This window comes from Vibrio sp. OPT20, from assembly GCF_963889365.1.
Lineage (GTDB): Bacteria > Pseudomonadota > Gammaproteobacteria > Enterobacterales > Vibrionaceae > Vibrio > Vibrio splendidus.
Genome location: NZ_CAWPOA010000107.1, coordinates 16,043 through 40,491, shown reverse-complemented (window position 1 = coordinate 40,491; position 24,449 = coordinate 16,043). Strand labels below are relative to the sequence as shown.

Sequence of the window (24,449 nt, the reverse complement as noted above, 5' to 3'; positions counted from 1 at the left end):
TGTTCCTTTTGAATAGTGAAATTGGTTAAAACAGCACGTCTAAATGAACGTTTATTAGAAGGCTGCTAATTCGATGATTGCTAGTGAAAAAACACTTAACCCTTGCTTTGAGGCTCTAGGCCATCTTTCAAGAAGTTAAACCAGTTTTCTCCCAAGACTTGCCCAGCTTCAGACTCGCTGAAACCATGGCGCATCAATCCGTTATAGATGTTTTCCATACCCGCACTACCACAGAACCAAGGCAGCGCATCTGGCCAACCTGAGTTGTTTGCAGAGCCTTCGCCATAGTCCATTGCTTTAGACCAACGACCATTTCTCATCCATTCAAGAACGGCTTGAGGTTGGTTTAAGCATAGGTCACTACCAATACCTAGGTGTTCTACGCCAACCATGTCAGCAGTCGTTGCAACCATTTGGCAGAAATCTTCCAACGTACATTGGCTGCCGTTTGGTAGGTGGAATGGGTATAAGCTGAATCCGATTAAGCCACCGCGTGCGGTTAGGGCTTTAATCACATCGTTTGATTTATTTCGTAATGCATCATGAGCAAACGTAGGGTTCGCGTGGCTGATACAAATAGGACGAGAAGACAGGTCAATCGCTTCAAGTGTTGAGCGTTCAGCGCTGTGAGACATATCGATGATCATGCCCACTCGGTTCATCTCTTCGATAGCCTGTTTACCAAAGCGCGTGATGCCTGTGTCGTTCTGCTCATAACAACCCGTCGCCAGTAAGCTTTGGTTGTTGTAAGTAAGCTGCATGATCAAAAGACCCTGCTGACGCATCACTTCGATAAGACCAATCTCATCATCGATTGGCGAACAGTTTTGAGCACCTAGAAAAATGCCGACTTTGCCTGTCGCTTTTGCAGTTTCAACATCAGCCATTGAATGAATCGGCATGATAATGTCTGCATTTTGCTCGAATCTTAGGTTCCACTCAGCAAAGCGAGATAAGGTTTCACGAGCTGTCTCGTGGTAAACCGCGGTAGCGTGAACTGCTGTAATGCCGCTCGCCTTTAGTGTTTGGAAATATTCTCTGTTCCAATTGCAGTATTGCAATCCATCTATAACAATCCGTTGCTGGTACATAACCACTCCTATTGAAAGCTCAGTGTTCTAGCTCGGTTTTGAAAACACGCTCAAATAACATGTTTTCAAAAATGGGTTAAATCACTTACTGGGTGCTCAGTCTTTGAAATCTACATTGATTGAGCGTAATTGGGTTTGGATGTTGGCCTGACTCTGTGAATCAGGCCAATTCGATAGCTGGATAGCTAGAGACTTAATATCTTCAGCTATCCAATTCTTATATAGAAAGCTGCTTAGTAAGGACGCTGGTAAGCTGTCTTCACCACTGTGTAGAACTCTTTCGCGTATTGACCTTGCTCACGAGGACCGAAGCTCGACTCTTTACGACCACCAAACGGTACGTGGTAATCGGTGCCTGCTGTTGGTAGGTTCACCATCACACAACCTGTTTGCGCTTGTTGCTTGAACATTGCGCTAGTACGTAGGCTTTGAGTAATGATGCCGCCCGTTAGACCAAAGCGAGTATCGTTTGTTGTCGCAATCGCTTCTTCTAGGTCAGCCACACGAATCACGCTTGCCATTGGTGCAAACACTTCTTCTTGGTTCACTTCCCAATCGTTCTTAGTGTTCAAGAACAGCGTTGGAGACATGTAGAAACCTTCGTGTTTCATGCTTAAGCGTTCGCCACCGAATGCTAGCTCACCGCCGCTTTGACGTGCTTTTTCAACCCAACCTAGGTTTGCTTCAAGTTGGTTGCCGTCAACAACAGGCCCCATGAACACGCCGTCTTCTAGTGCGTGACCCACTTTCAGCTCGCTCATACGTTTGATTAGTGCTTCAACGTATTGGTCGTGAATGCCATCCATAACCACTAGACGAGAAGATGCTGTACATTTTTGACCTGCGCCAGAGAATGAACCTGCAATCGTTGCATCAACGGCTGTTTGGATATCAGCATCATCTGCAACCACAAGTGCGTTCTTGCTGCCCATTTCTAGTTGGCAACGAACGAAGTTTGGCGCAGTAGCAGAGGCAACCTTACGACCCGTATCAACAGAACCAGTAAAGCTCACACCGTTCACTTCTTTAGAGTTGATCAGTGCATCACCTACTTTTGAACCACTACCCAGTACAAGGTTAAACGTGCCTGCTGGCATGCCTTGGCGGTGGATGATCTCAGTGAGCGCAACTGCACTTGCTGGTGTTAGGTTTGCTGGTTTCCAGATAACGCTGTTACCGAAAGCAAGCGCTGGAGCGATTTTCCAAGCAGCAGTCGCTGTCGGGAAGTTCCAAGGAGAGATGATGCCGATAACACCCACCGCTTCACGAGTCACTTCAACAGAAACGCCAGGGCGCACTGATTCTGCGTTGTCGCCAATTTGACGAAGTACTTCTGCCGCAAAGTACTGGAAGAACTGACCTGCACGGTAAATTTCGCCGCGACCTTCAGCAAAAGGCTTACCTTCTTCACGAGAAAGCAACGTACCTAGCTCATCACAACGTGCAATCAGCTCGTCACCAATCGCTTGAAGTACTGCTTGCTTACGTTCAATCGGCGTTTTTTCCCACTCTGGTTGAGCGTGCTTTGCCGCTGAAATCGCCTGTTGAACTTGGTCAGCACTTGCTTGTGCGAAGTTACCGATGTTTTCAGAAATATCTGATGGGTTAATGTTCGCAACGGTGCTTACACCCGCTTGCCATTCGCCGCCAATGTAAAGTGCGTTTTCTGCTTGAACATTCTGTAATTGAGTCATCATTCTGTCCTTGTAACGGTTAGGTTGCGTTTGAGCCTGGCAACCATCTGATTAATGAATAAAACGTTAATTTATATAAGAAATAACGTTTAAATCTTGTATCTAAAACTGAACCAAGACGCTTGTATCAATAAAGATCTTTACAGACAAATAGCTTTAATCCGCAAATTGCCTCAGTTCACAGTATCTTTATTCAGGTTGAGAGGCTGATGCGTAAACCACGAACTCAACCAACATTTCTTCTCTTGCTAACCCTGCAACGACGACCGCAGCACGGTTTGGATAAGGTGCATTGAAGTATTCTCCGTATACGCTGTTAACCGTTTTTAGATATTCACGGTCTGTCACGTAAATCAGAACTTGCAGCACTGAATCCATAGATTCGCCTGCACACTCCAACGTATGAACAAGGTTGTTAAAAGTCTGACGCGTTTGCGCTTCGATACCGCCTTCTACTACTGCGCCAGTTTCATCAATTGGAATCTGCGCTGTGTATAGAGTGCCGTTATTAACGATTGCCCACTCTAGTGGTGCTTTTGAAGCGAAAAGCTCGGTTTTTACTGGGTGTTTTTTAGTTTGTGCGTTCACGATTCCATCCAACTTTGTAACAACTATGTTTCAAGATGGTTAAATACTGCACCTTGACGGCTGATAAATCTAACGGTAAATTTTGTGCATTTGATAAATAAAATCTATCACCTTTAAAAAAGTAAGGTATAGCAAGGCCTAGAGAAGGATTCCTGTCATGAGTATTAAGCTACAACAGTTAAAACATTTTGTTTTAGTGGTCGAAGAAGGCGGATTTAGAGCGGCATCTCACCGAGCAAATCGCTCGCAAGCGGCACTTTCAACATCGATAAAAGAGCTAGAAAAAATTCTCGGCCAACCACTGTTTGAAACGGGCAACAAATCGACGCTGACACCTTTTGGCGAAATATGTTTACCGAAAATCATTCAATTCTTAAATGTTTACAAGGCATTAGATAACGACCTCCGTGCTGCAGCAGCTGGCCAACAAGGGCGAGTTCGAATAGCGAGTGTCCCTTCAGTGGCCGCAAAACTAATCCCTAGTGTTTTAGGGGCTTTTTGCGAAAAGTACCCCAATGTTGAGGTCAGCTTAATTGACGATAATGCGGCAGGTGTGGAAGCGAGATTACTCTCTGGAGAGGTGGATGTTGCCCTCGGAAATAGCTCCCATTTAGAAGAAGAGAGCATCGATTTCACGCCTTTGCTCTCTGACCCTATTGGTGTGGTCTGCCTCAAAGACAACCCCATCGCCTCTCAACGAGAGGGAATAGAATGGCAAACTTTGTTAAAACAACCCTTCATTCGCAACGGTACTTGTACCCTACTTGACCCAACTCCCGCACGAATGCTCAGCGAACAGGCTCTTTATTCGGTAGAGAACATCACTTCGTTGTTTTCGGTGTTAGAACTCGGGATAGGCGTGACCACGCTACCTAAGTTGGCTTTCCCGACCAATGAAACCCGTTTGGTGTGGATCCCATTGATTGACCCGCCCTTACAACGTCAGATCGGTATTTTCAGATTGGCTGACCGTACGATCTCGCCACAAGCACAAGCCTTTCATGACTTGTGTATTCAATACCTAAGCTATGAAGAGTAATAGAAAAACATGAATGAAGGCGCTTCCTATAGGCCTATTGATACGACAAACATTTTTAGATTCCGATTATTTCTGTATTGAAACTGTTACTTCTGGGTCGATGCTCTGCGAATTCGTCCGATAATAATTCGACCCCACCTCAGCGATACCTCTATTTTTGAGTCAATTAACCCGTACTTTCCATCTGTATGTATGTTTTCTCGCCCTCATCATTGACCCTAGATCTTGTTGCATCAGCGGTTGGACGCTGAATTTTTCATCAAATTTTCATCTTGAACCCGGTGCTGGGCGTGTTGATTCGCGTTCCAATACATCAATAATGAAAATATGATAACGATACTAAAAAATATTAGCTTAATGATAAGGAGCACCATACTGCTATTTCACTACACAAACGAAACCGTCCAATATCAACAAAATCTTGGTTATACCCCGCTTCGAATTCCAACCCGTCATCACATTTAGAAAAGACTCTAAGTCATTGAATATGCTTAATTGATAATGTCATATCTTAATATTTTTTCTCTCTAATTTTCTGGGTAAAGCCTCCCTTTTCTCGCTATAAACAAAGCATTTTAAATATTCATGGATTTAATAATAGAACTATTACTTTCATAAATGAAAAACACTCATTTCAAAAATGGAATTATTGATGCCGATATTTGTCGTTTTGATCACATAATTTTAGGCGTAGTTTATATTTTGTCGAAACGATAGCGAGTTAGTTTTTAACGTTTAATTTCGTCAGGAGATATAAAGCCAGAAAGATTATTTCTTTGTTAACAAGTAAAGGTTTATTAACAAGTCAAATTGCTATTAACAAGTAAGTGCTAGTAACAAAACATATTCAAACTGTGTTTTATATTGACTTACACTGTTAAATATAAGGTTTTATTATGAGGCTTAATGGGATAAGTAGCGACATCCTTGTTGCTGCTAAAAGAGTTGTTCTCTGCCAAATAGTATTAGCCGTCGGTGTAGTTTTATATGAAGTGTTTTTTGGTAATAAAGTAGATATGGAGTCTTCAGCTTTGGGTGTCGTAATCGCGATGTTACCACCGCTGTTTGGTTTTATATATGCAAGCCTTAAGGTGCACAAGAATCCTAATTATAGTTTACGTGACTTAATGCAAATGAGTCGTGTCGTGAAAATAACCTATACGTTCTTAATGTTTATCTTGGCATTCCAGTTTTTTAAATTGGATAACCCAGTAATATTATACGCGTATATTTTCACAATGATTGGGTACTTCTTAACACCATTTATTACTGCCTCTACAAGATCGGAGTACGTGTAGTATGGATCAAGTCACTACCGCTCACGAATACATAGAGCATCACTTAACCTTCTTAACTACAGGTGATGGTTTCTGGGCGTTCAACATTGACTCAATGTTGATATCTTGGATCACGGGTTTACTGTTTATTGGAGCTTTTCGTTATGTAGTGACCAAGGGCACTAGCGGTGTTCCAGGTCGTTTTCAATGTTTTATCGAGCTTATCTTTGATTTCGTTAACAACCTAGTCAAAGAGATTTTTCAAGCGGAGGATAAATTAATAGGGCCACTGGCATTAACCACTTTTGTTTGGGTGTTGTTAATGAATGCAGTCGACCTATTGCCTATAGATTTAATACCAGGGTTAACTCGTGTAATGGGTTTAGAACACTTTAGAGACCTACCGACAGCGGATGTAAATATCCCAATGTCGATGGCACTCGGTGTGTTTATTTTATTGTTAACTTATACGTTTAAAAATAAAGGTTTGAAAGGCTTTATCAAAGAGCTAACTACTCAGCCATTTGATAACCCTATTTTATATCCTGTTAACTTTGTCCTTGAATTAATAACATTAATTTCAAAGCCAATATCACTAGGCTTACGATTATTCGGAAATATGTATGCAGGCGAGATGATATTCATCCTTATCGCACTAATGCCTTGGTGGATGCAATGGGCACTAAGTGTTCCATGGGCCTTATTCCACATATTAATCGTATTCTTACAAGCATTTATATTTATGGTACTGACCGTTGTTTACTTAGCAATGGCAACAGAAGAACACCACTAATTAATAACTAAAAAATTAACTAACACATTATTTATCGGAGATACAAATGGATATCGTAAGCGCAGTTTTATATGTAGCAGGTGCATTACTGATCGGTTTAGGTGCAGCAGGTGCAGCATCTGGTATTGGTAACTTAGCGGGTAAATATCTTGAAGGTGTTGCTCGTCAACCAGACCTTACTCCAATGCTTCGTACTCAATTCTTCATCATGATGGGCCTTGTGGATGCTGTACCGATGATCGGTGTTGGTATCGGTCTATACATCATCTTTGCCGTGGCTTAATTAAAAGCTTTGAAAAGATCGATTTGTAAATAATCAAGATTTAGTGAGGAAGGTATGAATTTAAATGCCAGCATGTTTGGTCAAGCAATCTCATTCGTGATTTTTGTTTGGCTATGCATGAAATATGTATGGCCCCCTCTCACCGCGATGTTAGACGAGCGCCAAAAAGAAATCGCTGATGGTTTACGCCACTCAGAAAATGCAGCGAAAGAGCTAGAACTAGCAAAATCAAATGGCGCACAACTCGTCGCAGATGCGAAAAAAAATGTGACCGAACTGATTGAGCAAGGCAAAAAACGCCGCAACGAAATCATCACCTTAGCTCACCAAGAAGGTGAGCAAGAAAAAGCGCGCATCTTAGAACAAGGTAGAGCTGAGCTAGAAGGCGAACGTCAAAAGTTACGCCGTGAACTTCAGGCGGATATTGCAGATGCTGTTATTCAAAGTGCACAGAAATTGATTAGCAAAAACCTAGATTCTGAAACGAACCGAGCGTTAGTTGATCAAATGATAAGCGAACTCTAAACGGAGGCAATATGTCAGATTACACCAATATTGCTCATCCCTACGCTAAAGCATCGTTCGACTTTGCTTTAGGTGAAAACAAGTTACAAGAGTGGCACTCAATGCTGTCCATTCTTGTGACGGTAGCGGAAGAAGAAACGATCGCTAAACAGATTTCATCAGCAGAAGGTGTTCACACACAGCAATCTGAAGAACTGGTCAATCTAATCATTCACGTTTGCCAAGGACTCGTTGATGACCACGTCATTAATCTCATTAAAGTCTTGGCTGAGAATGGCCGTCTTGCAGTGATCAGAGACTTGTTTAACTTGTTCAGCGACCTAAAGGACGAACATGAACGTGTAATCCCTGTCACTGTCACCAGTTCAGAATTGCTGACACAAGATCAAGTTACATCACTCACTGCTGCACTTGAGAAGAAATTAGAGCGTCAGGTTGAAATGGAACAGGTTATTGATGACTCGCTGGTTGGCGGGATCGTCATCAAGGCGGGTGAAACCGTCATCGATGGTTCTTTGAACACATCAATTAGCCGATTAGCCCATCAACTTCACGCGAGATAGGTAACAATTATGCAATTAAATTCAAATGAAATCAGCGATCTAATTAAAGATCGCATCTCGAAATTTAATGTGAGCACCGAAGCTCGCAACGAAGGCACCATAGTCTCGGTTCGTGACGGCATCATTACCATTAACGGCCTTGCGGATGTCATGCAGGGTGAGATGATCGAGCTTCCAGGTGGCAAATACGCCCTCGCACTTAACCTAGACACGCACTCAGTCGGTGCCGTGGTTATGGGTCCCTACACTGACCTATCTGAAGGTATGAAAGTGAAAGGGACAGGTCGTATCTTGGAAGTACCCGTCGGTAACGGACTTCTTGGCCGTGTAGTGAACACATTAGGCGAGCCAATCGATGGCAAAGGCCCTGTGAGTTGTGACCGACTCGACCCTGTAGAAGTAATTGCACCCGGCGTAATCGAGCGTAAGTCCGTCGACCAGCCAATTCAAACGGGTTATAAAGCCGTTGATACCATGGTGCCTATCGGTCGTGGTCAACGTGAACTTATCATCGGTGACCGTCAGACGGGTAAAACAGCGTTAGCAATCGATGCGATCATCAACCAAAAAGATTCTGGCATCAAATGTGTGTACGTGGCTATTGGCCAGAAAGCCTCTACTATCGCAAACGTTGTTCGTAAACTGGAAGACCACGATGCGCTTAAAAATACCATCGTTGTTGTCGCATCAGCATCAGAATCAGCCGCGCTTCAATACCTAGCACCTTATGCGGGTTGCACCATGGGTGAATACTTCCGTGACCGCGGTGAAGATGCACTGATCATCTATGATGACCTATCAAAACAAGCCGTCGCTTACCGTCAAATCTCATTGCTACTTAAACGCCCACCGGGTCGTGAAGCTTTCCCTGGCGACGTATTCTACCTCCACTCTCGTCTACTAGAACGTGCTGCAAGAGTGAATGCGGAATACGTAGAGAAGTTCACCAACGGAGAAGTGAAAGGCCAAACAGGCTCACTGACAGCGCTTCCTATCATTGAAACTCAAGCGGGGGACGTATCTGCGTTTGTACCAACCAACGTAATCTCAATTACTGATGGTCAGGTTTTCCTACAAACCCAACTTTTCAACTCAGGCCTACGTCCTGCTGTTGACCCTGGTATCTCGGTATCTCGTGTGGGTGGCGCGGCTCAGTGCAAGATCATCAAGAAACTGTCTGGTGGTATTCGTACATCGTTAGCTCAATACCGTGAGTTAGCCGCATTTGCTCAGTTCTCTTCTGACTTAGACGACATGACGCGCAAGCAGCTTGATCATGGTGAGCGAGTAACCGAACTGATGAAACAAAAGCAATACTCTCCAATGTCTGTCGCTGAGCAAGCAACGGTAATCTACGCAGCAGAAAAAGGCTATTTGGCTGACGTAGAGTTGAACAAGATTGCGCGTTTTGAAGAAGAATTGATTGCTTACGCGAAAGGTCAAAACCCAGAGTTGTTCGACACCATCAACGCTAATGGTGACTACAACGATGAAATTGATGGTGCTCTTGCAAAGCTTCTCGGTGACTTTGTTGCGTTGAAAGCTTGGTAAACGCTCCGGTTTGTTGGCTGGAAATCAAAACAAATTAGGAGCAGATAATGGCAAATACTAAAGAAATTCGCACCAAGATAGGCAGTGTTAGTAACACTCAGAAAATCACCAGTGCAATGGAGATGGTTGCGGCAAGTAAGATGCGTAAGGTTCAAGACAATATGACGCTAACACGTCCATATGCTGAGAACATGCGCAAAGTTATCTCTCATGTCGCATCAGGGTCGCTGGAATACCAGCATCCCTACCTTCAACAGCGTGAACCAAAACGCGTTGCTTACATCATTATTTCGTCCGACCGGGGCTTATGTGGTGGCTTGAACTCGAACTTGTTCAAGAAAGTGTTAGAAGAAATGGAGCAATGGCGCACCAAGGGAGTCGAGGTAGAAACAACCTTAGTGGGATCTAAGGCTATCTCGTTCTTCCAACGCAGCGGCAATGTTATCGCGCAAACGTCAGGCCTTGGTGACGCGCCTAAATTAGAAGACATTTTAGGTACGGTTAACGCGATGCTAGGGCATTACGACGACGAAAAAATCGACAGCTTGTATCTCGTTTATAACCAGTTCATCAACACCATGGTTCAAGAACCAACGACCTTGCAGTTGCTGCCCCACCCTTCAGATTCTGAGGCCGATGGAGGCGCGAAAAAAGCTCGTCGTTGGGACTACATCTATGAACAAGCACCAAGAGACATCCTCTCTGAGCTGTTACATCGATACATTGAATCGCAAGTGTATCAAGGCATCGTAGAGAGCATTGCCTGTGAGCAAGCAGCCCGAATGGTGGCCATGAAAGCGGCGACCGATAACGCAGGCCAACTCATCGATGATTTGCAGTTGGTATACAACAAAGCGCGACAGGCTGCCATTACCCAAGAACTGAGTGAAATAGTCTCAGGAGCTCAAGCTGTCTAAGGGCAGGAAAGAGTGGGTTAAGAATAGAATTTGAGGATTTAGAGATGAGTGTTGGAAAAATAGTTAAAGTTATCGGCGCGGTGGTAGACGTCGAGTTCAGCGGCGGCAACAGCCCACGCGTTTATGATGCATTGAAAGTGACTAGCGAGGAAGCAAGCTCTCTCGTATTGGAAGTTCAGCAACAACTGGGTGGCAGCATCGTTCGTTGTATTGCAATGGGTACGTCAGATGGCTTGCGCCGCGGCCTAACTGTTGAAAACACCGGTTCTCCAATCACCGTTCCTGTGGGCGAAGAAACCTTAGGCCGTATCATGAACGTTCTTGGCCAGCCTATCGATGAATGTGGTGAAATCGGTCAAAAAGAAAGCTACGAAATTCACCGTGAAGCACCCTCTTATGAAGAACAAGCAAACAGCACTGAACTTCTTGAGACCGGCGTTAAGGTTATTGACCTTATTTGTCCTTTCGCAAAGGGCGGTAAAATCGGTCTGTTCGGTGGTGCTGGCGTAGGTAAAACCGTCAACATGATGGAGCTCATCAACAACATCGCCAAAGCCCACTCAGGTCTCTCTGTATTTACCGGTGTTGGTGAACGTACTCGTGAGGGTAACGACTTCTACTACGAGATGAAAGAAGCCGGTGTACTAGACAAAGTAGCCATGGTTTATGGCCAAATGAACGAGCCACCGGGAAACCGTCTACGTGTTGCACTTACAGGCCTGACTATGGCTGAGCGCTTCCGTGATGAAGGTCGTGACGTACTGTTGTTCATTGATAACATCTACCGTTACACACTTGCGGGAACAGAAGTATCAGCACTGCTGGGCCGTATGCCTTCAGCAGTAGGTTACCAACCAACACTCGCTGAAGAGATGGGTGTGCTTCAAGAGCGTATCACTTCGACTAGACAAGGCTCTATCACGTCTATCCAAGCGGTATACGTACCTGCGGATGACTTGACCGATCCATCACCAGCAACAACCTTTGCTCACTTAGATGCGACCGTTGTACTGTCTCGTAATATCGCTGCATTGGGCCTCTACCCTGCAATCGACCCATTGGATTCAACATCTCGCCAATTGGACCCGCTTGTGGTTGGTCAAGAGCACTATGACATTGCACAAAAAGTCCAAACAACGCTGCAACGCTACAAAGAGCTAAAAGACATCATCGCGATTCTTGGTATGGATGAGCTTTCAACTGAAGATAAACAGACGGTATCTCGCGCTCGTAAGATTGAACGTTTCTTAACTCAGCCTTATCACGTAGCCGAAGTGTTTACCGGTCAGAAAGGTGTATTTGTACCGCTAAGCGAAACACTAAGAGGCTTTAAAGGCCTGTTAGGCGGCGAATATGACGATATCCCAGAGCAGGCATTCTTGTACTGTGGTTCTATCGACGAAGTGCTTAACAAAGCAAAATCACTCTAAGAGGCAGGTGCACCATGGCTATCGGAATTACAGATAATACATTTCAACTTAATATTGTAAGTGCGGAAGGTACGCTGTTTTCAGGTCCAGCGTATGCCCTAGCCGTTTCTGGCGCTGACGGTGAGCTGGGGATCCGCCCCGGTCACTCTCCGCTTCTCAGTAAGATCAAACCGGGCGTAACCGTGTTTGTCACAGACCCTAAATCAGAGGGGCAAGTGCTTTATGTGTCTGGCGGAATGCTGGAAGTTCAGCCGGATGTGGTAACGGTGTTAGCCGATACTGCCTTGCACGGCCAAGATATTGACCGCGCTCGCGCAGAAGAAGCGAAATATGCCGCTCTAGAAAATATCAATAAGGGCAATGTAGACATTAACTTTGCACAAGCTCAGCTTGAACTAGCAAAAGCCGTTGCTCAGCTTCGCGCATCAGAACTGACGTCTTCTCGCACTCGACACTGAGAATAGAACTTAGATGTTTGATGCTTAGTGCTTAGTGCTTAATGTGTAAATAGTCTATCCACTTAAACATGATTTAAGTGGGTAGACTACATCAGGAACTCTTCTCTCCCCTCCAGCTTCCCTCCCTTTCAACCATCCCTAATACATCCTTTTTCACCAGCGCTTACACCATTATTTCTCAGCAAAACGCGCTTGGTGCGGATCAAGTTCATGACCAAGAGGTTGTGTGAGTGAATGATATAACTCTGGCTTACGACCACGAATCCAGCGTCTGCCCGTACACATATCTAACTCTTCTGCTTTTAGCTCTGCAATCACCATATCGTTATCAACACTATCGGTCTCAGTGATGATTTCCCCATAAGGACTTAGGATCATCGCATTGCCTGTTCTGACTTCATCCATATCAACGCCGACACCATTACTGAACACCACAAACATACCATTGTCGTGCGCTCTTGCTGGCAACCAACGCATTAACCACTCGCGGCCATTCTTACCCTGCATTTCAGCACGAATCGCATCTGGGTTTTCATCTCGGTTAAACCATAACTCAGGGTCAATTCGCTTCATCGCATTGGGGCTACGTGACTGACAACCGCCTGTCTGATGTGGCGCTATCAATATGTCGGCGCCTTTCAATGCAGTGATCCTGACATTTTCAACCAAGTTGTTATCCCAACAAATCAAGATACCGACTTTGCAGCCATGCGGCGTATCGAACACCGTGTATTGGTCGCCGCTGCTCATGTGCGGGCTAACAAAGGTATGCAGTTTACGATGTTTCTGAACTTCTCCATTTGGCATGGCAAATACGTAGGTGTTGTATAACTCGCCATCAGTACCCTGCTCTATCAAGCCCGCGCCAACGCTCATGCCAAACCGCGTTGCCAGTGAAACTAACTTTTGAGTGGATTCACCGCTCGGTAAAGGTTCAGCTAATGCTTCAATTTCATCGCGAGACAAAGCAGACACATGCCAATAACCGGTAATGCACATCTCTGGGAAACTGACGATCTCCACGCCACTGTCCGCAGCTTGTTGAACGTATTGCTCTATAACCGATAAGTTATACGCCTTATCACCTGCGTGGTGGTTAAATTGAACCGACGCTACTTTGATGTCTTTCTTCATGATTCGTCCTCAAATTCCGCTTTATTTGATTTGGTATGAACTCAGTATAAAAAATCGATTCAATTCCATATAATGAAAGATATTCTTAGTTCAATGAGCATTTGGAATGGAATTTGATTTACTGAAGGCATTTTGTCAGTTAGCTAAATCGGGCAATTATCGCTTGGCGTCAGAGCAGCTCTACATCACTCAGTCAGCTCTCACTAAAAAGATTCAACGACTTGAATCCAACATTGGGGCGTCTCTGTTTTCTCGTGGTAGGAATGGCGCAGAGCTAACGCACGCAGGCAAAACGTTACTGGCAGAAGCCCAACGCTTGGTTCATTCAATGCAAGCGTTTGAGCAGCTTTCAGGATCGGTGGTGAAAGGAACTCAGGGACATTTGAACATTGGCTTTGGTGTTTCCACTTATCATGAAGCGCCCAAGCTTATTGCGGCTTATAAACAGCAATATCCAGACGTTCATGTCACCTTAAATGACACGCCTTCCAAGCAGCAGACAGATGAGTTATTGAGCCATGACCTCGATATCAGCTTCAATCGGATACCAGAATCATCGGATTTAGAAAGCCTAACACTGTTCAATGATTCGCTTGTGGTCGCGATACACCAAGATCTTCTCAAGCAAGCGCCAAACAAAAATCTCGTCGTCTCTGAGTTATCGAAATGGCCTTATCTAAAGCTCGCCCAACATCGCGGTCCCGGATTAGACAGACAGATTCAACAATATTGTCTTGCCAATAAAATCGACTTATCAAAGACGCAAGAAGCCGATGATATCCTCACCCTGCTTGCCTTGGTTTCTGCCAATATCGGCTTCACCATTGTTCCTAGCAGTGCGCAGTTCATTAGCAATACCGATGTGGAATTCATTGCACTACAAGGTGAACACGCAACTTGGCCCGTCGGGTTGATCTGGAATGGAGAGAGTGAAAACCCACTCAGGGATAGGTTTGTAGAGTTTGTGGCTGATCAAAAAGAAAATTAGGCTAGAACCTAAATTACACCGACAAAAAAGGCTCACTAAATAATGAGCCTTTTGATATCTGTTTAACGTAAAACCTGGGTCTAGCGGTGCTTACGTTTCAAAGTAATAACGTTAGAAGAATTCAATCGAGTTACGGCCGCTTTTGTCGTCACGTGTTGGCTTCGGCGTATCCGCTTTCTTTTTCGGTTTGTTTTCTTTCTTCTTCTCTTTTTTCTCTTTCTTTGGTTCAGCCGTTGCGCTTAGCATTTCTGCTTTGCTTTTCTTAGATTCTTTCTTCTTAGAATCCTTTTTAGACTGACCTTTCTTCGCCTTGTTCTCTTTTTTAAGCGCTTCTTTCTTTTTCGGCTTTTCTAATTCTTCTTGTACTGGCTGATCACACACCACTACATAGTATTCTTGGTTGAATTCAAAGAAGTCGCCATCGTACATTTTACGACGCTTACGGGTTTCTAGCTCACCATTTACCGCTACGTAGCCTTCAGAGATGATGTGCTTAGCTTCACCGCCACCACTCACTAGGTTAGCAATTTTAAACACTTTGTAGAGCTCGATTGGCTGTGATGAAACATCAATACCAATTGCTTCAATTTCAATCTCTTCACCTTCTTCGCCCAGCTCTTGGCCTTCGTAATCAGCGTCTTCATAATGTTCTTGGTCCATGGTGACCTCTACCTAAATATGTACTTCTGAAATATTGGGCGCAGTGTAATCTTAAAACAACAAAATGACCATGTTGAATTGATCAGGTGATTATTTTTTTTAGTGCTGACACCTCCGTTATAACGTCCCACCAACATTGGAAAGACTCACAAGTTGCTTGGTGTATTCATGCTGCGGATTACCAAACAAAGTCTCAGTGTCACCTTTCTCTATTACCTCGCCTGCTTTCATCACAATGGTGTAATGACACAAGGATTTCACGACACTCAGATCATGGCTGATAAACAAATAGGTCAGGCCATACTTTTCTTGAAGTGACTTCAACAAATCCAGTACTTGAGCTTGGACGGTTCTGTCTAATGACGATGTCGGTTCGTCTAGCAAGATAAACTCTGGCTTTAAAATCAAAGCACGAGCAATCGCAATACGCTGCCTTTGGCCTCCAGAAAACTCATTCGGGTAACGGTGGCGAGTTTCAGGGTCTAGGTCTACCTCTTTCATTACGTCACAGATACGTTGGTCGAGTTCATTCTCATCCAATTGTTGATGCACTAACAAACCTTCGCCAATCACCTGAGCGACCGACATTCTCGGGTTTAGCGCAGAAAACGGGTCTTGGAAGACCACTTGCATACGGCTTCGAAACGGTAGCATCTGTTGGCGGTTTAAGCCTTGAATTTGTTCATCTGCGTAAGTAATTGAACCTTCACTTTGCACCAATTTGAGTATCGCCATACCGGTTGTCGATTTACCAGAGCCACTTTCGCCAACTAAACCGATTGAGTGCCCTTTCTTCAAAGTGAACTCCATATCGGTCACAGCTTTGACATGAGAAATGGTTCGCTTGAATAAACCGCCCGTAATCGGGAACCAAACACGAAGTTGATTAACATCGAGCAGAGGTTCACTTTCCGGAGAAACTGGAACGGGCAAACCTTTCGGGTCAGAGTTGATAAGCTTTTGCGTATAAGGGTGAGCTGGTGCATTAAAGAGTGTTTGGCAGTCATTGCTTTCAACCAAGCGACCATCTTTCATTACCGCCACTCTGTCGGCAATTTTACGAACGATACTCAAATCATGGGTGATAAAGAGCATCGCCATACCCAGCTCTTGTTGCAGATCTTTTAACAGGTCGAGAATCTGCGCTTGTACCGATACATCCAACGCAGTCGTCGGCTCGTCAGCGATAAGCAGCTCTGGCTCGTTAATCAGAGCCATTGCGATCATTACACGCTGACGCTCTCCACCAGACAATTCATGTGGATAAGCTGAAATCTTCTGCTCTGGGTAACGAATACCCACCTTGGATAGCCACTCTATCGCCAAGGCTTGCGCTTTATTAGTTCGCATACCTCGGTGAATCGCTAGGGTTTCAACAAGCTGTTTTCCGACTCTATGCAGTGGGTTCAACGACACCATAGGCTCTTGGAAGATCATGCCGATGCGACCACCACGAATCCCTCGCAATTGCCTTTCAGAACAACTCAGAATGTCGGTACCAGAGAAATTGATCTTACCATTCAAGTAGTGTGACGAGCCTTTAGGCAGCAGTTTCAGTATTGAATTAGCCGTAACCGATTTACCGGAACCACTCTCGCCCACCAGCGCGAGTGTCTCACCTTTGTATATCTCCAACGAGACGTCTTGCGTCACTTGTTCTATCGAATCTTTTCGCCCGAAACCAACCGACAATTTGTCTATAGTCAAAACTGGAGAAGCAGGCATTGTATTTGAAGTCATAACCTATCCTTACTTCTGTTGATGTGGGTCGAAAGCATCACGCACCGCTTCACCAACGAAGACCAGTAACGTAAGCATCAGTGAAAGCACAACGAAGGCAGAGATGCCAAGCCAAGGCGCTTGTAAGTTAGCCTTACCTTGCGCCAACAGCTCACCCAATGAAGGTGAACCCGCAGGAAGACCAAAACCTAAGAAATCTAACGACGTTAATGTGGTGACCGAGCCTGAAAGGATAAACGGCATCATGGTTAATGAAGCCACCATCGCGTTGGGTAGCATGTGACGAAGCATAATACGTTTGTCGTCAACACCCATCGCTTGCGCGGCTCTTACATAATCAAAGTTTCGACAGCGTAGGAATTCAGCTCGCACAATCCCAACCAAACTCATCCAACTGAACAACACCATAATCCCGAGCAACCACCAGAAATTCGGCTCGATGAAACTCGACAGAATGATCAGCAAGAATAAGGTCGGCATTCCAGACCAGACTTCAATGAAGCGCTGCCCAAACAAGTCGACCCAACCACCGTAGTAACCTTGCGTTGCCCCGACAACTACGCCGACGACGCTCGATACAATCGTCAGAATAAAACCAAACAGAACAGAGATACGGAATCCATAAATAATGCGGGCCAATACATCGCGCCCTTTATCATCGGTTCCAAGCCAGTTCACTGAATCTGGCTCCGATGGCACCGCGCCCGAAATATCGAAGTTTATCGTATCGTAGCTAAACGGAATGATTGGCCACACGATGTAACCGCTGTCTTCAATGAGTTCGATAACATACGGGTCTTTGTAGTCGGCTTCGGTTTCAAACTCACCACCAAATTCGGTCTCGGCGTATTCATTGATAACAGGTACAAACCACTGATTATCATAAGAAACCAAGAGTGGCTTATCGTTGGCGATGATCTCAGCGAACAGGCTCAATCCAAACAAAATGGTAAATATCCAAAGGGAGATAAAACCACGCTTGTTTGCTTTAAACCGTAACCAACGAGCTTCAGCTAAAGGGTTGTTAAACATTTATTATCAATACCTTTTTATTCATTCGCCATTAACGCGCTTCAAAATCAATTCGAGGATCAACCCAGGTATACGTCAGGTCGGAGATAATGCTCAGCACCAAGCCAAGCAAGGTCATGATATAGAGAGAGCTGAACACCACGGGATAGTCACGTTGAATGGTTGATTCAAAGCCAAGCAAACCAATGCCTTCGAGTGAAAACATCACTTCAATCAACATAGAACCCGTGAAGAAAATACTAATAAATGCGCTCGGGAAACCGGCAATAATGATCAGCATCGCGTTACGGAAAACGTGCTTGTAGAGAATACTGCTCTCGTCCAAACCTTTTGCTCGCGCGGTCACCACATATTGCTTGTTGATTTCATCAAGGAAGGAGTTTTTGGTCAGCATGCTGAGTGTGGCAAAGCCGCCGATGACCATAGCAAAAATAGGCAAAGCTAAGTGCCAAAAATAGTCGCCTATTTGCTGATACCAATTGAGCTGATCAAAGTTACTCGACACGAGTCCACGCAATGGGAACCAACTGAAATAGTTACCGCTTGCAAACAAAATAATCAGAATGATCGCAAACAAGAAGCCTGGAACGGCATAACCGACAATCACCACCGCACTCGACCAAATATCAAAACGAGAGCCGTGATGTATCGCCTTCATGATGCCCAAGGGTATCGAGATCACGTAGATGATTAAGGTACTCCACAATCCCAAGGAAATGGAAACAGGCAGTCGCTCGATGATGAGATCAATCACGTTACCGCCTTTAAACAGGCTTTCACCGAAGTTAAAGGTCGCGTAGTTTTTCAACATGTCGAAGTAGCGAACATGAATCGGCTTATCAAAACCAAACTGCTTTTTGATCTCTTCAACCACTTCAGGATCAAGCCCGCGAGAGCCTTTATAACCACTCGCAGACGCTTGGTCACTTTCGCTTAAATCAACTTCTTGCCCACCACCAGAAAAGCGCTCCATGATGCCAGAGTTATGCCCTTCTAATTGAGCAACGGCTTGCTCTACCGGGCCTCCGGGCGCTATCTGGATGATGAAAAAGTTGATGGTGATGATCGCCCACAGCGTGGGGATCACCAACAATAAACGTCGAAATATATACGCGGCCATGCTAACTAACTCCTAGCGACGTTTTTCAGGAAGCAAAGCCGCCTTCTCTTCTGAAATCCACCATGTATCGATACCTAAATCGTATTTAGGTAATACATCTGGACGCTCAAACTTGTCCCACATTGCAACGCGATATTCACCAACGTGCCATTGAGGGATATTGTAGAAATTCCACTGCAATACACGGTCAAGTGAACGACCTAACGTAAGCAGCTTTTCAGGATGCTGTTGGTTACGCGCAATTTCTTCTGTTAACGCGTCAACCACCGGATCCATTACACCTGCAGTATTGTAAGTAGAATCAATGTAGTTAGAGTTCCAAACAATCATTAAGTTCGGGCTAGGATAAGGGTTTGCGGAAAATGAAGACGACACCATGTCGAAATCACGATCACGCAAGCGCTTGATGTACTGAGTGGTATCGATGGTACGGATCTTCATCTCGATACCCATGCGTTTCAGGTTTTTTTGAACCGGTGTTGCGATACGCTCGGTGGTTGGGCTGTAAATCAGCAACTCAAATGACATCGGCTTGCCGGTCTTTTCGTTGGTCATCACTTTGTCTTTCAATACCCAACCCGCTTCTTTCAGCAGTTTGAAAGCGGTACGCATTTGGCTACGAATACGGCCGCTGCCATCGGTTACTGAAGGTTGAAATTCTTCGGTAAACACTCGCGGTGGAATCTGATCTTTGTACTGAGACAACAACTCAACTTCAGCTTCGCTTGGTAAGCCTTTCGCTTCATAGTCAGTGTTTTGGAAGTAACTACGAGTCCGTTTGTACTGACCATAAAACATGTTCTTGTTCATCCACTCAAAGTCCATCGCGTACGTTAACGCTTCACGAACTTTAGGATCAGAGAACACAGGAGATTGAATGTTGAAGACGAAACCTTGTGTTGTTTCAGGCTTCTCATGGTTGATCTCTTCTTTAATGATGTAGCCTTTGTCGAAGTTTGCGCCCGTGTAAGAGTTGGCCCAGAACTTAGCCGAGTTCTCGGTTCGAAGATCGAACTCCCCTGCTTTGAAGGCTTCCAGCATTACGGTGTCATCGCGATAGTAATCGTATTGCACTTGCTTGAAGTTGTTGCGACCAACATTGACGGGCAAATCCGCAGCCCAGTAATTTTCATCTAAACCATATGTAACGCTTTGACCAGACTTGTAGCTAATGATCTTATAGGGACCACTGCCTACTGGTGGCTCACTTAAAGGTTCAGACAGCTTTCTGTCTTTCCAGAAATGTTTCGGCAATACACGAGTGCTTTGCGCAAAGCTGAACAGTTTTTCGCGGTTTGGATGGTTCATTTCAATACGAACAACCAAATCAGAGACCGCTTTTACTGACTTAATCTCTTTGTAATACACACGATACTGAGGCACACCTTCTTTTGAAAACTTGTCAAAAGTGAAGGCAACATCGTGCGCGGTAATAGGTTCGCCATCTTGGAATTTAGCATTTGGGTTGATGTCGATTTCCATCCAAGTGAAATCACTGGCGTAGCGAACCTTTGAAGCAATCAATGGATAGTACGCATCAATCTCGTCGCTCGGAGAAAACATCAAGGTATCGTAAATCTCTCCGGTATAACTTGCAGCAACGCCGCGAGAACCGAATCGATTAAAGCTATCGTAGGTACCTATACTGCCATAGGTCACTTTGCCTTGCTTTGGCGCATCAGGATTAACGTAATCGAAGTGAGTGAAGTCGGCTGGATATTTTGCTTCACCAAAACCAACCAATTGTGTGGTTTCAATAACGGTGACAGCAGGAGTTGATTGGGTATCAGAAGCGTAAGTAACGGAGGGGTGTAAAGCAATAAGCGGCAGCATAACTGCACAGGACTTTAAATTAGACCTGAAAAACTGAGTGCGCTGCGAGGCTTTGCGTCGAAAAACTGTTCCCATTTGACTCTCCCTTCAAATGTCATGAATTCGATATTCAAGTTAATTAATCGGCTTTGAATGCATGCCGTTAAATCAAGTATAGGTTCAAATCTAACATCATGTAATAACTAATAAAACCATCAGCACCCTAACTCTTACTGTTTATTTACAATTAACTCGTCACCACTCGAATTTATTTGATGACGCAGGCTAAAGTTGCGTCACAATAATCTCACTAACATAAATGACAGAAGCGTCACTGACTTTGATTGGCTTAATTAATCAAACTTAACCCCTAAATAATCAACAAACTATACTTTACTGGAGTATCCTTGCTGCCTAGGTCTAAATGGAATGACACTTTGAATAAACCAAACCACATAACATTCGCAACGTTCAATCTTTTGAACTACCTCGAACCACCGAATGCTTACTATGATTTTGAGAACATCTACAGCTTTGATGAATGGCAGAAGAAACAGCACTGGATGGCTGAAACGATTCGTTCATTAGATTGTGATGTGATTGGCTTTCAAGAGATATTTAGCCCGCAGTCTTTAGAGCAGTTAATGAGTGAACTTGGCTACCCTTACTTTGCTGTTGTCGATAGTGCACACGTTGAGGATGACTACTTATATACCTCACCTGTCGTTGGTATCGCTTCCCGTTACCCGATTGAAAACGTGCAGCCTGTTACGCCAGATTCGAAGATACTGAAAGCGTTCAACCTTGGTGACAACTTCTCATTCAACCGAACACCTGTTCATGCCACTATTACGTTGCCTCATTTAGGTTCAACCGACTGTTATGTTGTGCATTTCAAATCCCAACGTCCGACGGAGCCAAGAGCTGAATCTGTCGATTCGGATAATGCTCAGCAAGGCGCAAAGCCACAAAGTGACACGCTCACTCGCTTCCACCAAGAACAACTTGGCTCTTGGTTATCGAGTGTTCAACGTGGCCTTGAAGCTCAGATGCTGCATCAATATATCACCAATCATCGCTACCAAACCGATCAGCCTGTTGTGTTGATGGGTGACTTTAATAAGCCTCTATTCAACGATGAGTTTAAAGGGCTGTTGAGTTACGCAATCAACCGAGACGAAAACAGCAAGCATTGGCTTTCCCACTTCCGCTTAAAAGACAGCTGGGATATTTATCATCAATTGCATGAACAAGACTTGCTTGAACAGCGTAAACCAACCCATTACTACGGCGCTTCTGGGTCTGTACTGGATTACATTTTGATGTCGAACGAATTCGATTGTCAGAACTCTTCAAGTTTGATGGAATTGTCTGATTACACCGTGGTCGATCATCACCTCATCAATCCTAGTTTTGAACACGATCAATTCAGTACTGACCATGCCATCGTTTCTGTAACCGCTCATATTCGTGAAGCTTAACTGCCTGATTCAGGTTCGCTTTTAAACAGGCGTCTTACCTAATCCGAACATGTACAAACGCAAGCTGTAACAGACAGAAAAAAACCGCAGTCAAAAACTGCGGCTTTCCACTTTAGCCAAACGGGTTGAGCCAACCGACGCCCCATTTAGAACCGATTTACCGTTTAGCAAGGTGTTAAACTTAGAATGTGTACATTGCGCCTAAGTAAAAAGAGTCCAGAACAACGGTTTCTTCTGTCTTGTGTCCGTTGTCGTTATCTTCGATGTCAAAAGCATCGGCTTCGTACGCTAGGCGAAAGCTCAACGAAGACATTGTAGGTGGTGTGTATTCAACACCAACACCCATACGGATGCCGTCTCCCGTATCATCAAAACCACTTTCTGAAGGGCGAGAGCCGTCTGCAAGCTTCATGTCTAGATCAATAGTCGATAAACCGATAGTACCAAACGGACGAACGCCATTATCAAACGTGTAACCAAGATTAGCCGTTACTGAAAAGATTTGAGGTGTCCAAGTGAAACCATCATTACGACCTGGTGATTTAGCAACAACATCACCAAAGTCCGTGTATTGCGCTTCAATCGCAACGATGCGATTAAATTTGTAACCTGCAATCAAACGATATGTGTTGTCTTCTGCTTCAAAGCTAACGGGTACATTTACAGAATCAAACATGCCACCGTCATCCACACCAGACGTACCGATTGCACCACCTAGGTAGAAACCGCTGTCCGCTGCCATTACGTTGTTTGCTGAAAATACTGACATCATTGCGATGCTTAGAAGAAATTTTTTGTTCATTACGGCTTGACCTTACTTAATGCAAATCAAGATTGTTACGCCTTCCTGTGCTGCACAATCTTGTTAGAGTTATCCGACACCCCGTCGAATTGGCAAGCAGGTTAATCTCACAGAAAACAAAAAAATAAATAAAAATATAATCACTTTGTAATCTCATACAACACAATCAGTTATAGCTAAATAACCATTTGAATAATCGACAAATAAAATCCATCTATTTCTTTAAAAAACCTCCCATCAATTTTCAAACCATCCCATTTTTAGATTTTATTCGTGCAGACTTACGCATGCTTACTTTCAACAGTGACGTTATTTTGCATAATCCGCGCGCTTTATCTGCTATCCCAACCCACTCCTCCACAATGAAGAATGAGAAAGATCGAAAAACAATGAATAACGAAATCCACTTTGGCGACTTAACTCTTAATGTAGATACTCGAAACATCACTAACAAACAGGGGAACAAGATCTATTTACGTCACCACTTGTTTTCCGTGCTTTGTCTACTGTCGAAAAGCGCCGGACAACCCATCCCTAGAAAAGACATCGTGAACGCATGTTGGGGAAACGAAACGGTGCCGACACAAGCACTAACCAATGTCATTTATTGCTTAAGGAATGTTTTTGTTCGCTTGAGAGCATCTAACATCAAAATTGTTACGATTCCTCGATATGGCTATACGTTGTTCGTCATACCCAATGCAAATGAAGCTGGATATGTAGCAATAGAAACACCCCTTAAAACCTCCCCTATAGAATCTGTTCAAAATGTTCCGGTGAATAAACTTTAGCTCCCTTTGCCTTAAGTTAACGTTACGTTGCCTTACCTTCTTAATTGCCGATGAAAGTGATTGCGATCACCAAAAAACGCCCCATCGAAACGTTTCGATGATCGTTATCACACTCTAAAACAATCAAACGTGCAAATGATAAATCACACACTATTATCACTATCGAAACGTTTCGATGGCTTTTTCTTGAGTTGTTCTCAACCCATTAAACGTTATTTTTCGATAGGTCGTGATATGAAAAAAAGTACCCTAATAAACTCTGAGCTCTCTTACCTAGTGGCGACTCTTGGCCATACAGATGAAATCACGATTTGTGATGCAGGGTTGCCGATTCCGGATCATGTGACTCGCATAGACCTTGCTTTGACTCACGGTGTTCCGAGCTTTCAGCAGACAGTAAAAACCATGCTGGATGAATCTCAAATTGAAGGTGTTGTAATCGCAGAAGAGTTTGCGAAAGTAAGCCCAGAGCACCACGCTGCGCTGATTGATTTGATCAAGACAGAAGAAGCGCGTTGCGGCAAACCGCTTTCGATTACTTACATCACTCATGAAGAATTCAAAGAGCGTACGCATGAAAGCCGCGCGGTGATTCGCACTGGTGAATGCACGCCATACGCAAATGTTATTTTCCAAGCTGGCGTAACGTTTTAGCTCAAGCGAAACGCAACGACAGCTCA

The 24,449-nt window shown here is 44.3% G+C and carries 24 protein-coding genes; 14 read left to right on the top strand and 10 right to left on the bottom strand.

All coding sequences use genetic code 11. From position 1 onward, the window contains the following. Nucleotides 1-95: 95 nt before the first annotated feature. The 3 genes from AACR09_RS23275 to AACR09_RS23265 form a co-directional block, all read right to left on the bottom strand. Nucleotides 96-1,091, bottom strand: a complete 996-nt coding sequence (locus AACR09_RS23275; protein ID WP_004730415.1) for a membrane dipeptidase — start codon at nucleotides 1,089-1,091, stop codon at nucleotides 96-98. 233 nt (nucleotides 1,092-1,324) lie between these two features. Then, nucleotides 1,325-2,785, bottom strand: a complete 1,461-nt coding sequence (locus tag AACR09_RS23270) for an aldehyde dehydrogenase family protein (RefSeq protein WP_029405889.1) — start codon at nucleotides 2,783-2,785, stop codon at nucleotides 1,325-1,327. Nucleotides 2,786-2,974: 189 nt separating this feature from the next. Beyond that, nucleotides 2,975-3,373, bottom strand: coding sequence for a RidA family protein (locus AACR09_RS23265; protein ID WP_004730412.1), 399 nt, complete (start codon nucleotides 3,371-3,373; stop codon nucleotides 2,975-2,977). 157 nt (nucleotides 3,374-3,530) lie between these two features. Here AACR09_RS23265 and AACR09_RS23260 point away from each other — a divergent pair, with 157 nt between their 5' ends. The 10 genes from AACR09_RS23260 to AACR09_RS23215 all read left to right on the top strand — a co-directional run bounded on the left by AACR09_RS23260 (nucleotide 3,531) and on the right by AACR09_RS23215 (nucleotide 12,209). After that, nucleotides 3,531-4,412 (top strand): LysR family transcriptional regulator, encoded by an 882-nt coding sequence (locus tag AACR09_RS23260; RefSeq protein ID WP_004730410.1) that lies wholly within the window; start codon nucleotides 3,531-3,533, stop codon nucleotides 4,410-4,412. Between the two features lie 896 nt (nucleotides 4,413-5,308). Continuing rightward, nucleotides 5,309-5,710, top strand: a complete 402-nt coding sequence (locus AACR09_RS23255; protein WP_004730409.1) for a hypothetical protein — start codon at nucleotides 5,309-5,311, stop codon at nucleotides 5,708-5,710. A 1-nt stretch (nucleotide 5,711) separates the two neighbouring features. Further along, nucleotides 5,712-6,482, top strand: coding sequence for a F0F1 ATP synthase subunit A (gene atpB, locus AACR09_RS23250; RefSeq protein ID WP_193835775.1), 771 nt, complete (start codon nucleotides 5,712-5,714; stop codon nucleotides 6,480-6,482). A 46-nt stretch (nucleotides 6,483-6,528) separates the two neighbouring features. Continuing rightward, nucleotides 6,529-6,765 carry a F0F1 ATP synthase subunit C gene (gene atpE / locus AACR09_RS23245; RefSeq protein ID WP_004730405.1) on the top strand — a complete coding sequence of 79 codons (237 nt, stop codon included), beginning with the start codon at nucleotides 6,529-6,531 and terminating at the stop codon, nucleotides 6,763-6,765. Between the two features lie 54 nt (nucleotides 6,766-6,819). After that, nucleotides 6,820-7,290: a F0F1 ATP synthase subunit B gene (locus tag AACR09_RS23240; protein ID WP_016789875.1), complete on the top strand. Its 471-nt coding sequence runs from the start codon at nucleotides 6,820-6,822 to the stop codon at nucleotides 7,288-7,290. An 11-nt stretch (nucleotides 7,291-7,301) separates the two neighbouring features. Then, nucleotides 7,302-7,853, top strand: coding sequence for a F0F1 ATP synthase subunit delta (locus AACR09_RS23235; RefSeq protein WP_004730398.1), 552 nt, complete (start codon nucleotides 7,302-7,304; stop codon nucleotides 7,851-7,853). 9 nt (nucleotides 7,854-7,862) lie between these two features. Continuing rightward, entirely contained in the window at nucleotides 7,863-9,404 is a 1,542-nt protein-coding gene (gene atpA / locus AACR09_RS23230) for a F0F1 ATP synthase subunit alpha (RefSeq protein ID WP_009844932.1), read from the top strand. A gap of 47 nt (nucleotides 9,405-9,451) precedes the next feature. Further along, the gene (gene atpG / locus AACR09_RS23225; protein ID WP_009844931.1) at nucleotides 9,452-10,321 is read left to right on the top strand and encodes a F0F1 ATP synthase subunit gamma; all 870 of its coding nucleotides are present in this window, start codon (nucleotides 9,452-9,454) and stop codon (nucleotides 10,319-10,321) included. Between the two features lie 44 nt (nucleotides 10,322-10,365). Further along, entirely contained in the window at nucleotides 10,366-11,751 is a 1,386-nt protein-coding gene (gene atpD / locus AACR09_RS23220; RefSeq protein ID WP_004730394.1) for a F0F1 ATP synthase subunit beta, read from the top strand. Between the two features lie 14 nt (nucleotides 11,752-11,765). Then, nucleotides 11,766-12,209, top strand: coding sequence for a F0F1 ATP synthase subunit epsilon (locus AACR09_RS23215; RefSeq protein ID WP_004730391.1), 444 nt, complete (start codon nucleotides 11,766-11,768; stop codon nucleotides 12,207-12,209). Between the two features lie 171 nt (nucleotides 12,210-12,380). On the opposite strand, the gene AACR09_RS23210 is transcribed toward AACR09_RS23215, so the two are convergent. Then, nucleotides 12,381-13,343, bottom strand: coding sequence for a nitrilase family protein (locus tag AACR09_RS23210; RefSeq protein WP_017092380.1), 963 nt, complete (start codon nucleotides 13,341-13,343; stop codon nucleotides 12,381-12,383). 106 nt (nucleotides 13,344-13,449) lie between these two features. On the opposite strand from AACR09_RS23210, the gene AACR09_RS23205 reads away from it, so the two are divergent. After that, nucleotides 13,450-14,331 (top strand): LysR family transcriptional regulator, encoded by an 882-nt coding sequence (locus tag AACR09_RS23205; protein ID WP_017092381.1) that lies wholly within the window; start codon nucleotides 13,450-13,452, stop codon nucleotides 14,329-14,331. Between the two features lie 111 nt (nucleotides 14,332-14,442). Here the strand turns inward: AACR09_RS23205 and AACR09_RS23200 are convergent, their stop codons facing one another. The 5 genes from AACR09_RS23200 to AACR09_RS23180 form a co-directional block, all read right to left on the bottom strand. Then, a complete protein-coding gene (locus AACR09_RS23200; protein WP_193835774.1) occupies nucleotides 14,443-14,991 on the bottom strand; it encodes an RNA-binding S4 domain-containing protein in 549 nt (182 codons plus the stop codon). A 117-nt stretch (nucleotides 14,992-15,108) separates the two neighbouring features. After that, on the bottom strand, nucleotides 15,109-16,731 hold the full coding sequence (gene yejF / locus AACR09_RS23195) for a microcin C ABC transporter ATP-binding protein YejF (protein WP_193835773.1): 1,623 nt from the start codon (nucleotides 16,729-16,731) through the stop codon (nucleotides 15,109-15,111). Nucleotides 16,732-16,740: 9 nt separating this feature from the next. Further along, nucleotides 16,741-17,763 (bottom strand): ABC transporter permease, encoded by a 1,023-nt coding sequence (locus AACR09_RS23190; protein ID WP_004730360.1) that lies wholly within the window; start codon nucleotides 17,761-17,763, stop codon nucleotides 16,741-16,743. 31 nt (nucleotides 17,764-17,794) lie between these two features. After that, on the bottom strand, nucleotides 17,795-18,883 hold the full coding sequence (locus AACR09_RS23185; RefSeq protein ID WP_004730359.1) for a microcin C ABC transporter permease YejB: 1,089 nt from the start codon (nucleotides 18,881-18,883) through the stop codon (nucleotides 17,795-17,797). A 12-nt stretch (nucleotides 18,884-18,895) separates the two neighbouring features. Then, nucleotides 18,896-20,791, bottom strand: coding sequence for an extracellular solute-binding protein (locus AACR09_RS23180; protein WP_121602576.1), 1,896 nt, complete (start codon nucleotides 20,789-20,791; stop codon nucleotides 18,896-18,898). A gap of 341 nt (nucleotides 20,792-21,132) precedes the next feature. On the opposite strand from AACR09_RS23180, the gene AACR09_RS23175 reads away from it, so the two are divergent. Further along, nucleotides 21,133-22,176: an endonuclease/exonuclease/phosphatase family protein gene (locus AACR09_RS23175; RefSeq protein WP_193835772.1), complete on the top strand. Its 1,044-nt coding sequence runs from the start codon at nucleotides 21,133-21,135 to the stop codon at nucleotides 22,174-22,176. A 181-nt stretch (nucleotides 22,177-22,357) separates the two neighbouring features. Here the strand turns inward: AACR09_RS23175 and AACR09_RS23170 are convergent, their stop codons facing one another. Then, complete coding sequence (locus AACR09_RS23170) at nucleotides 22,358-22,978, bottom strand: porin family protein (RefSeq protein WP_017092018.1); 621 nt, start codon at nucleotides 22,976-22,978, stop codon at nucleotides 22,358-22,360. 389 nt (nucleotides 22,979-23,367) lie between these two features. Here AACR09_RS23170 and AACR09_RS23165 point away from each other — a divergent pair, with 389 nt between their 5' ends. Beyond that, entirely contained in the window at nucleotides 23,368-23,769 is a 402-nt protein-coding gene (locus AACR09_RS23165) for a winged helix-turn-helix domain-containing protein (RefSeq protein ID WP_193835837.1), read from the top strand. A 234-nt stretch (nucleotides 23,770-24,003) separates the two neighbouring features. Further along, nucleotides 24,004-24,423 carry a D-ribose pyranase gene (gene rbsD / locus AACR09_RS23160; RefSeq protein WP_029222043.1) on the top strand — a complete coding sequence of 140 codons (420 nt, stop codon included), beginning with the start codon at nucleotides 24,004-24,006 and terminating at the stop codon, nucleotides 24,421-24,423. The last annotated feature ends 26 nt before the right edge of the window (nucleotides 24,424-24,449 follow it).

Bases quoted from the DNA above. Each gene is read 5' to 3' on its own strand.
- AACR09_RS23275 (WP_004730415.1), bottom strand. From the start codon at position 1,091: ATGTACCAGCAACGGATTGTTATAGATGGATTGCAATACTGCAATTGG.
- AACR09_RS23270 (WP_029405889.1), bottom strand. From the start codon at position 2,785: ATGACTCAATTACAGAATGTTCAAGCAGAAAACGCACTTTACATTGGC.
- AACR09_RS23260 (WP_004730410.1), top strand. From the start codon at position 3,531: ATGAGTATTAAGCTACAACAGTTAAAACATTTTGTTTTAGTGGTCGAA.
- AACR09_RS23255 (WP_004730409.1), top strand. From the start codon at position 5,309: ATGAGGCTTAATGGGATAAGTAGCGACATCCTTGTTGCTGCTAAAAGA.
- atpB (WP_193835775.1), top strand. From the start codon at position 5,712: ATGGATCAAGTCACTACCGCTCACGAATACATAGAGCATCACTTAACC.
- atpE (WP_004730405.1), top strand. From the start codon at position 6,529: ATGGATATCGTAAGCGCAGTTTTATATGTAGCAGGTGCATTACTGATC.
- AACR09_RS23240 (WP_016789875.1), top strand. From the start codon at position 6,820: ATGAATTTAAATGCCAGCATGTTTGGTCAAGCAATCTCATTCGTGATT.
- AACR09_RS23235 (WP_004730398.1), top strand. From the start codon at position 7,302: ATGTCAGATTACACCAATATTGCTCATCCCTACGCTAAAGCATCGTTC.
- atpA (WP_009844932.1), top strand. From the start codon at position 7,863: ATGCAATTAAATTCAAATGAAATCAGCGATCTAATTAAAGATCGCATC.
- atpG (WP_009844931.1), top strand. From the start codon at position 9,452: ATGGCAAATACTAAAGAAATTCGCACCAAGATAGGCAGTGTTAGTAAC.
- atpD (WP_004730394.1), top strand. From the start codon at position 10,366: ATGAGTGTTGGAAAAATAGTTAAAGTTATCGGCGCGGTGGTAGACGTC.
- AACR09_RS23215 (WP_004730391.1), top strand. From the start codon at position 11,766: ATGGCTATCGGAATTACAGATAATACATTTCAACTTAATATTGTAAGT.
- AACR09_RS23210 (WP_017092380.1), bottom strand. From the start codon at position 13,343: ATGAAGAAAGACATCAAAGTAGCGTCGGTTCAATTTAACCACCACGCA.
- AACR09_RS23205 (WP_017092381.1), top strand. From the start codon at position 13,450: ATGGAATTTGATTTACTGAAGGCATTTTGTCAGTTAGCTAAATCGGGC.
- AACR09_RS23200 (WP_193835774.1), bottom strand. From the start codon at position 14,991: ATGGACCAAGAACATTATGAAGACGCTGATTACGAAGGCCAAGAGCTG.
- yejF (WP_193835773.1), bottom strand. From the start codon at position 16,731: ATGACTTCAAATACAATGCCTGCTTCTCCAGTTTTGACTATAGACAAA.
- AACR09_RS23190 (WP_004730360.1), bottom strand. From the start codon at position 17,763: ATGTTTAACAACCCTTTAGCTGAAGCTCGTTGGTTACGGTTTAAAGCA.
- AACR09_RS23185 (WP_004730359.1), bottom strand. From the start codon at position 18,883: ATGGCCGCGTATATATTTCGACGTTTATTGTTGGTGATCCCCACGCTG.
- AACR09_RS23180 (WP_121602576.1), bottom strand. From the start codon at position 20,791: ATGGGAACAGTTTTTCGACGCAAAGCCTCGCAGCGCACTCAGTTTTTC.
- AACR09_RS23170 (WP_017092018.1), bottom strand. From the start codon at position 22,978: ATGAACAAAAAATTTCTTCTAAGCATCGCAATGATGTCAGTATTTTCA.
- AACR09_RS23165 (WP_193835837.1), top strand. From the start codon at position 23,368: ATGAATAACGAAATCCACTTTGGCGACTTAACTCTTAATGTAGATACT.
- rbsD (WP_029222043.1), top strand. From the start codon at position 24,004: ATGAAAAAAAGTACCCTAATAAACTCTGAGCTCTCTTACCTAGTGGCG.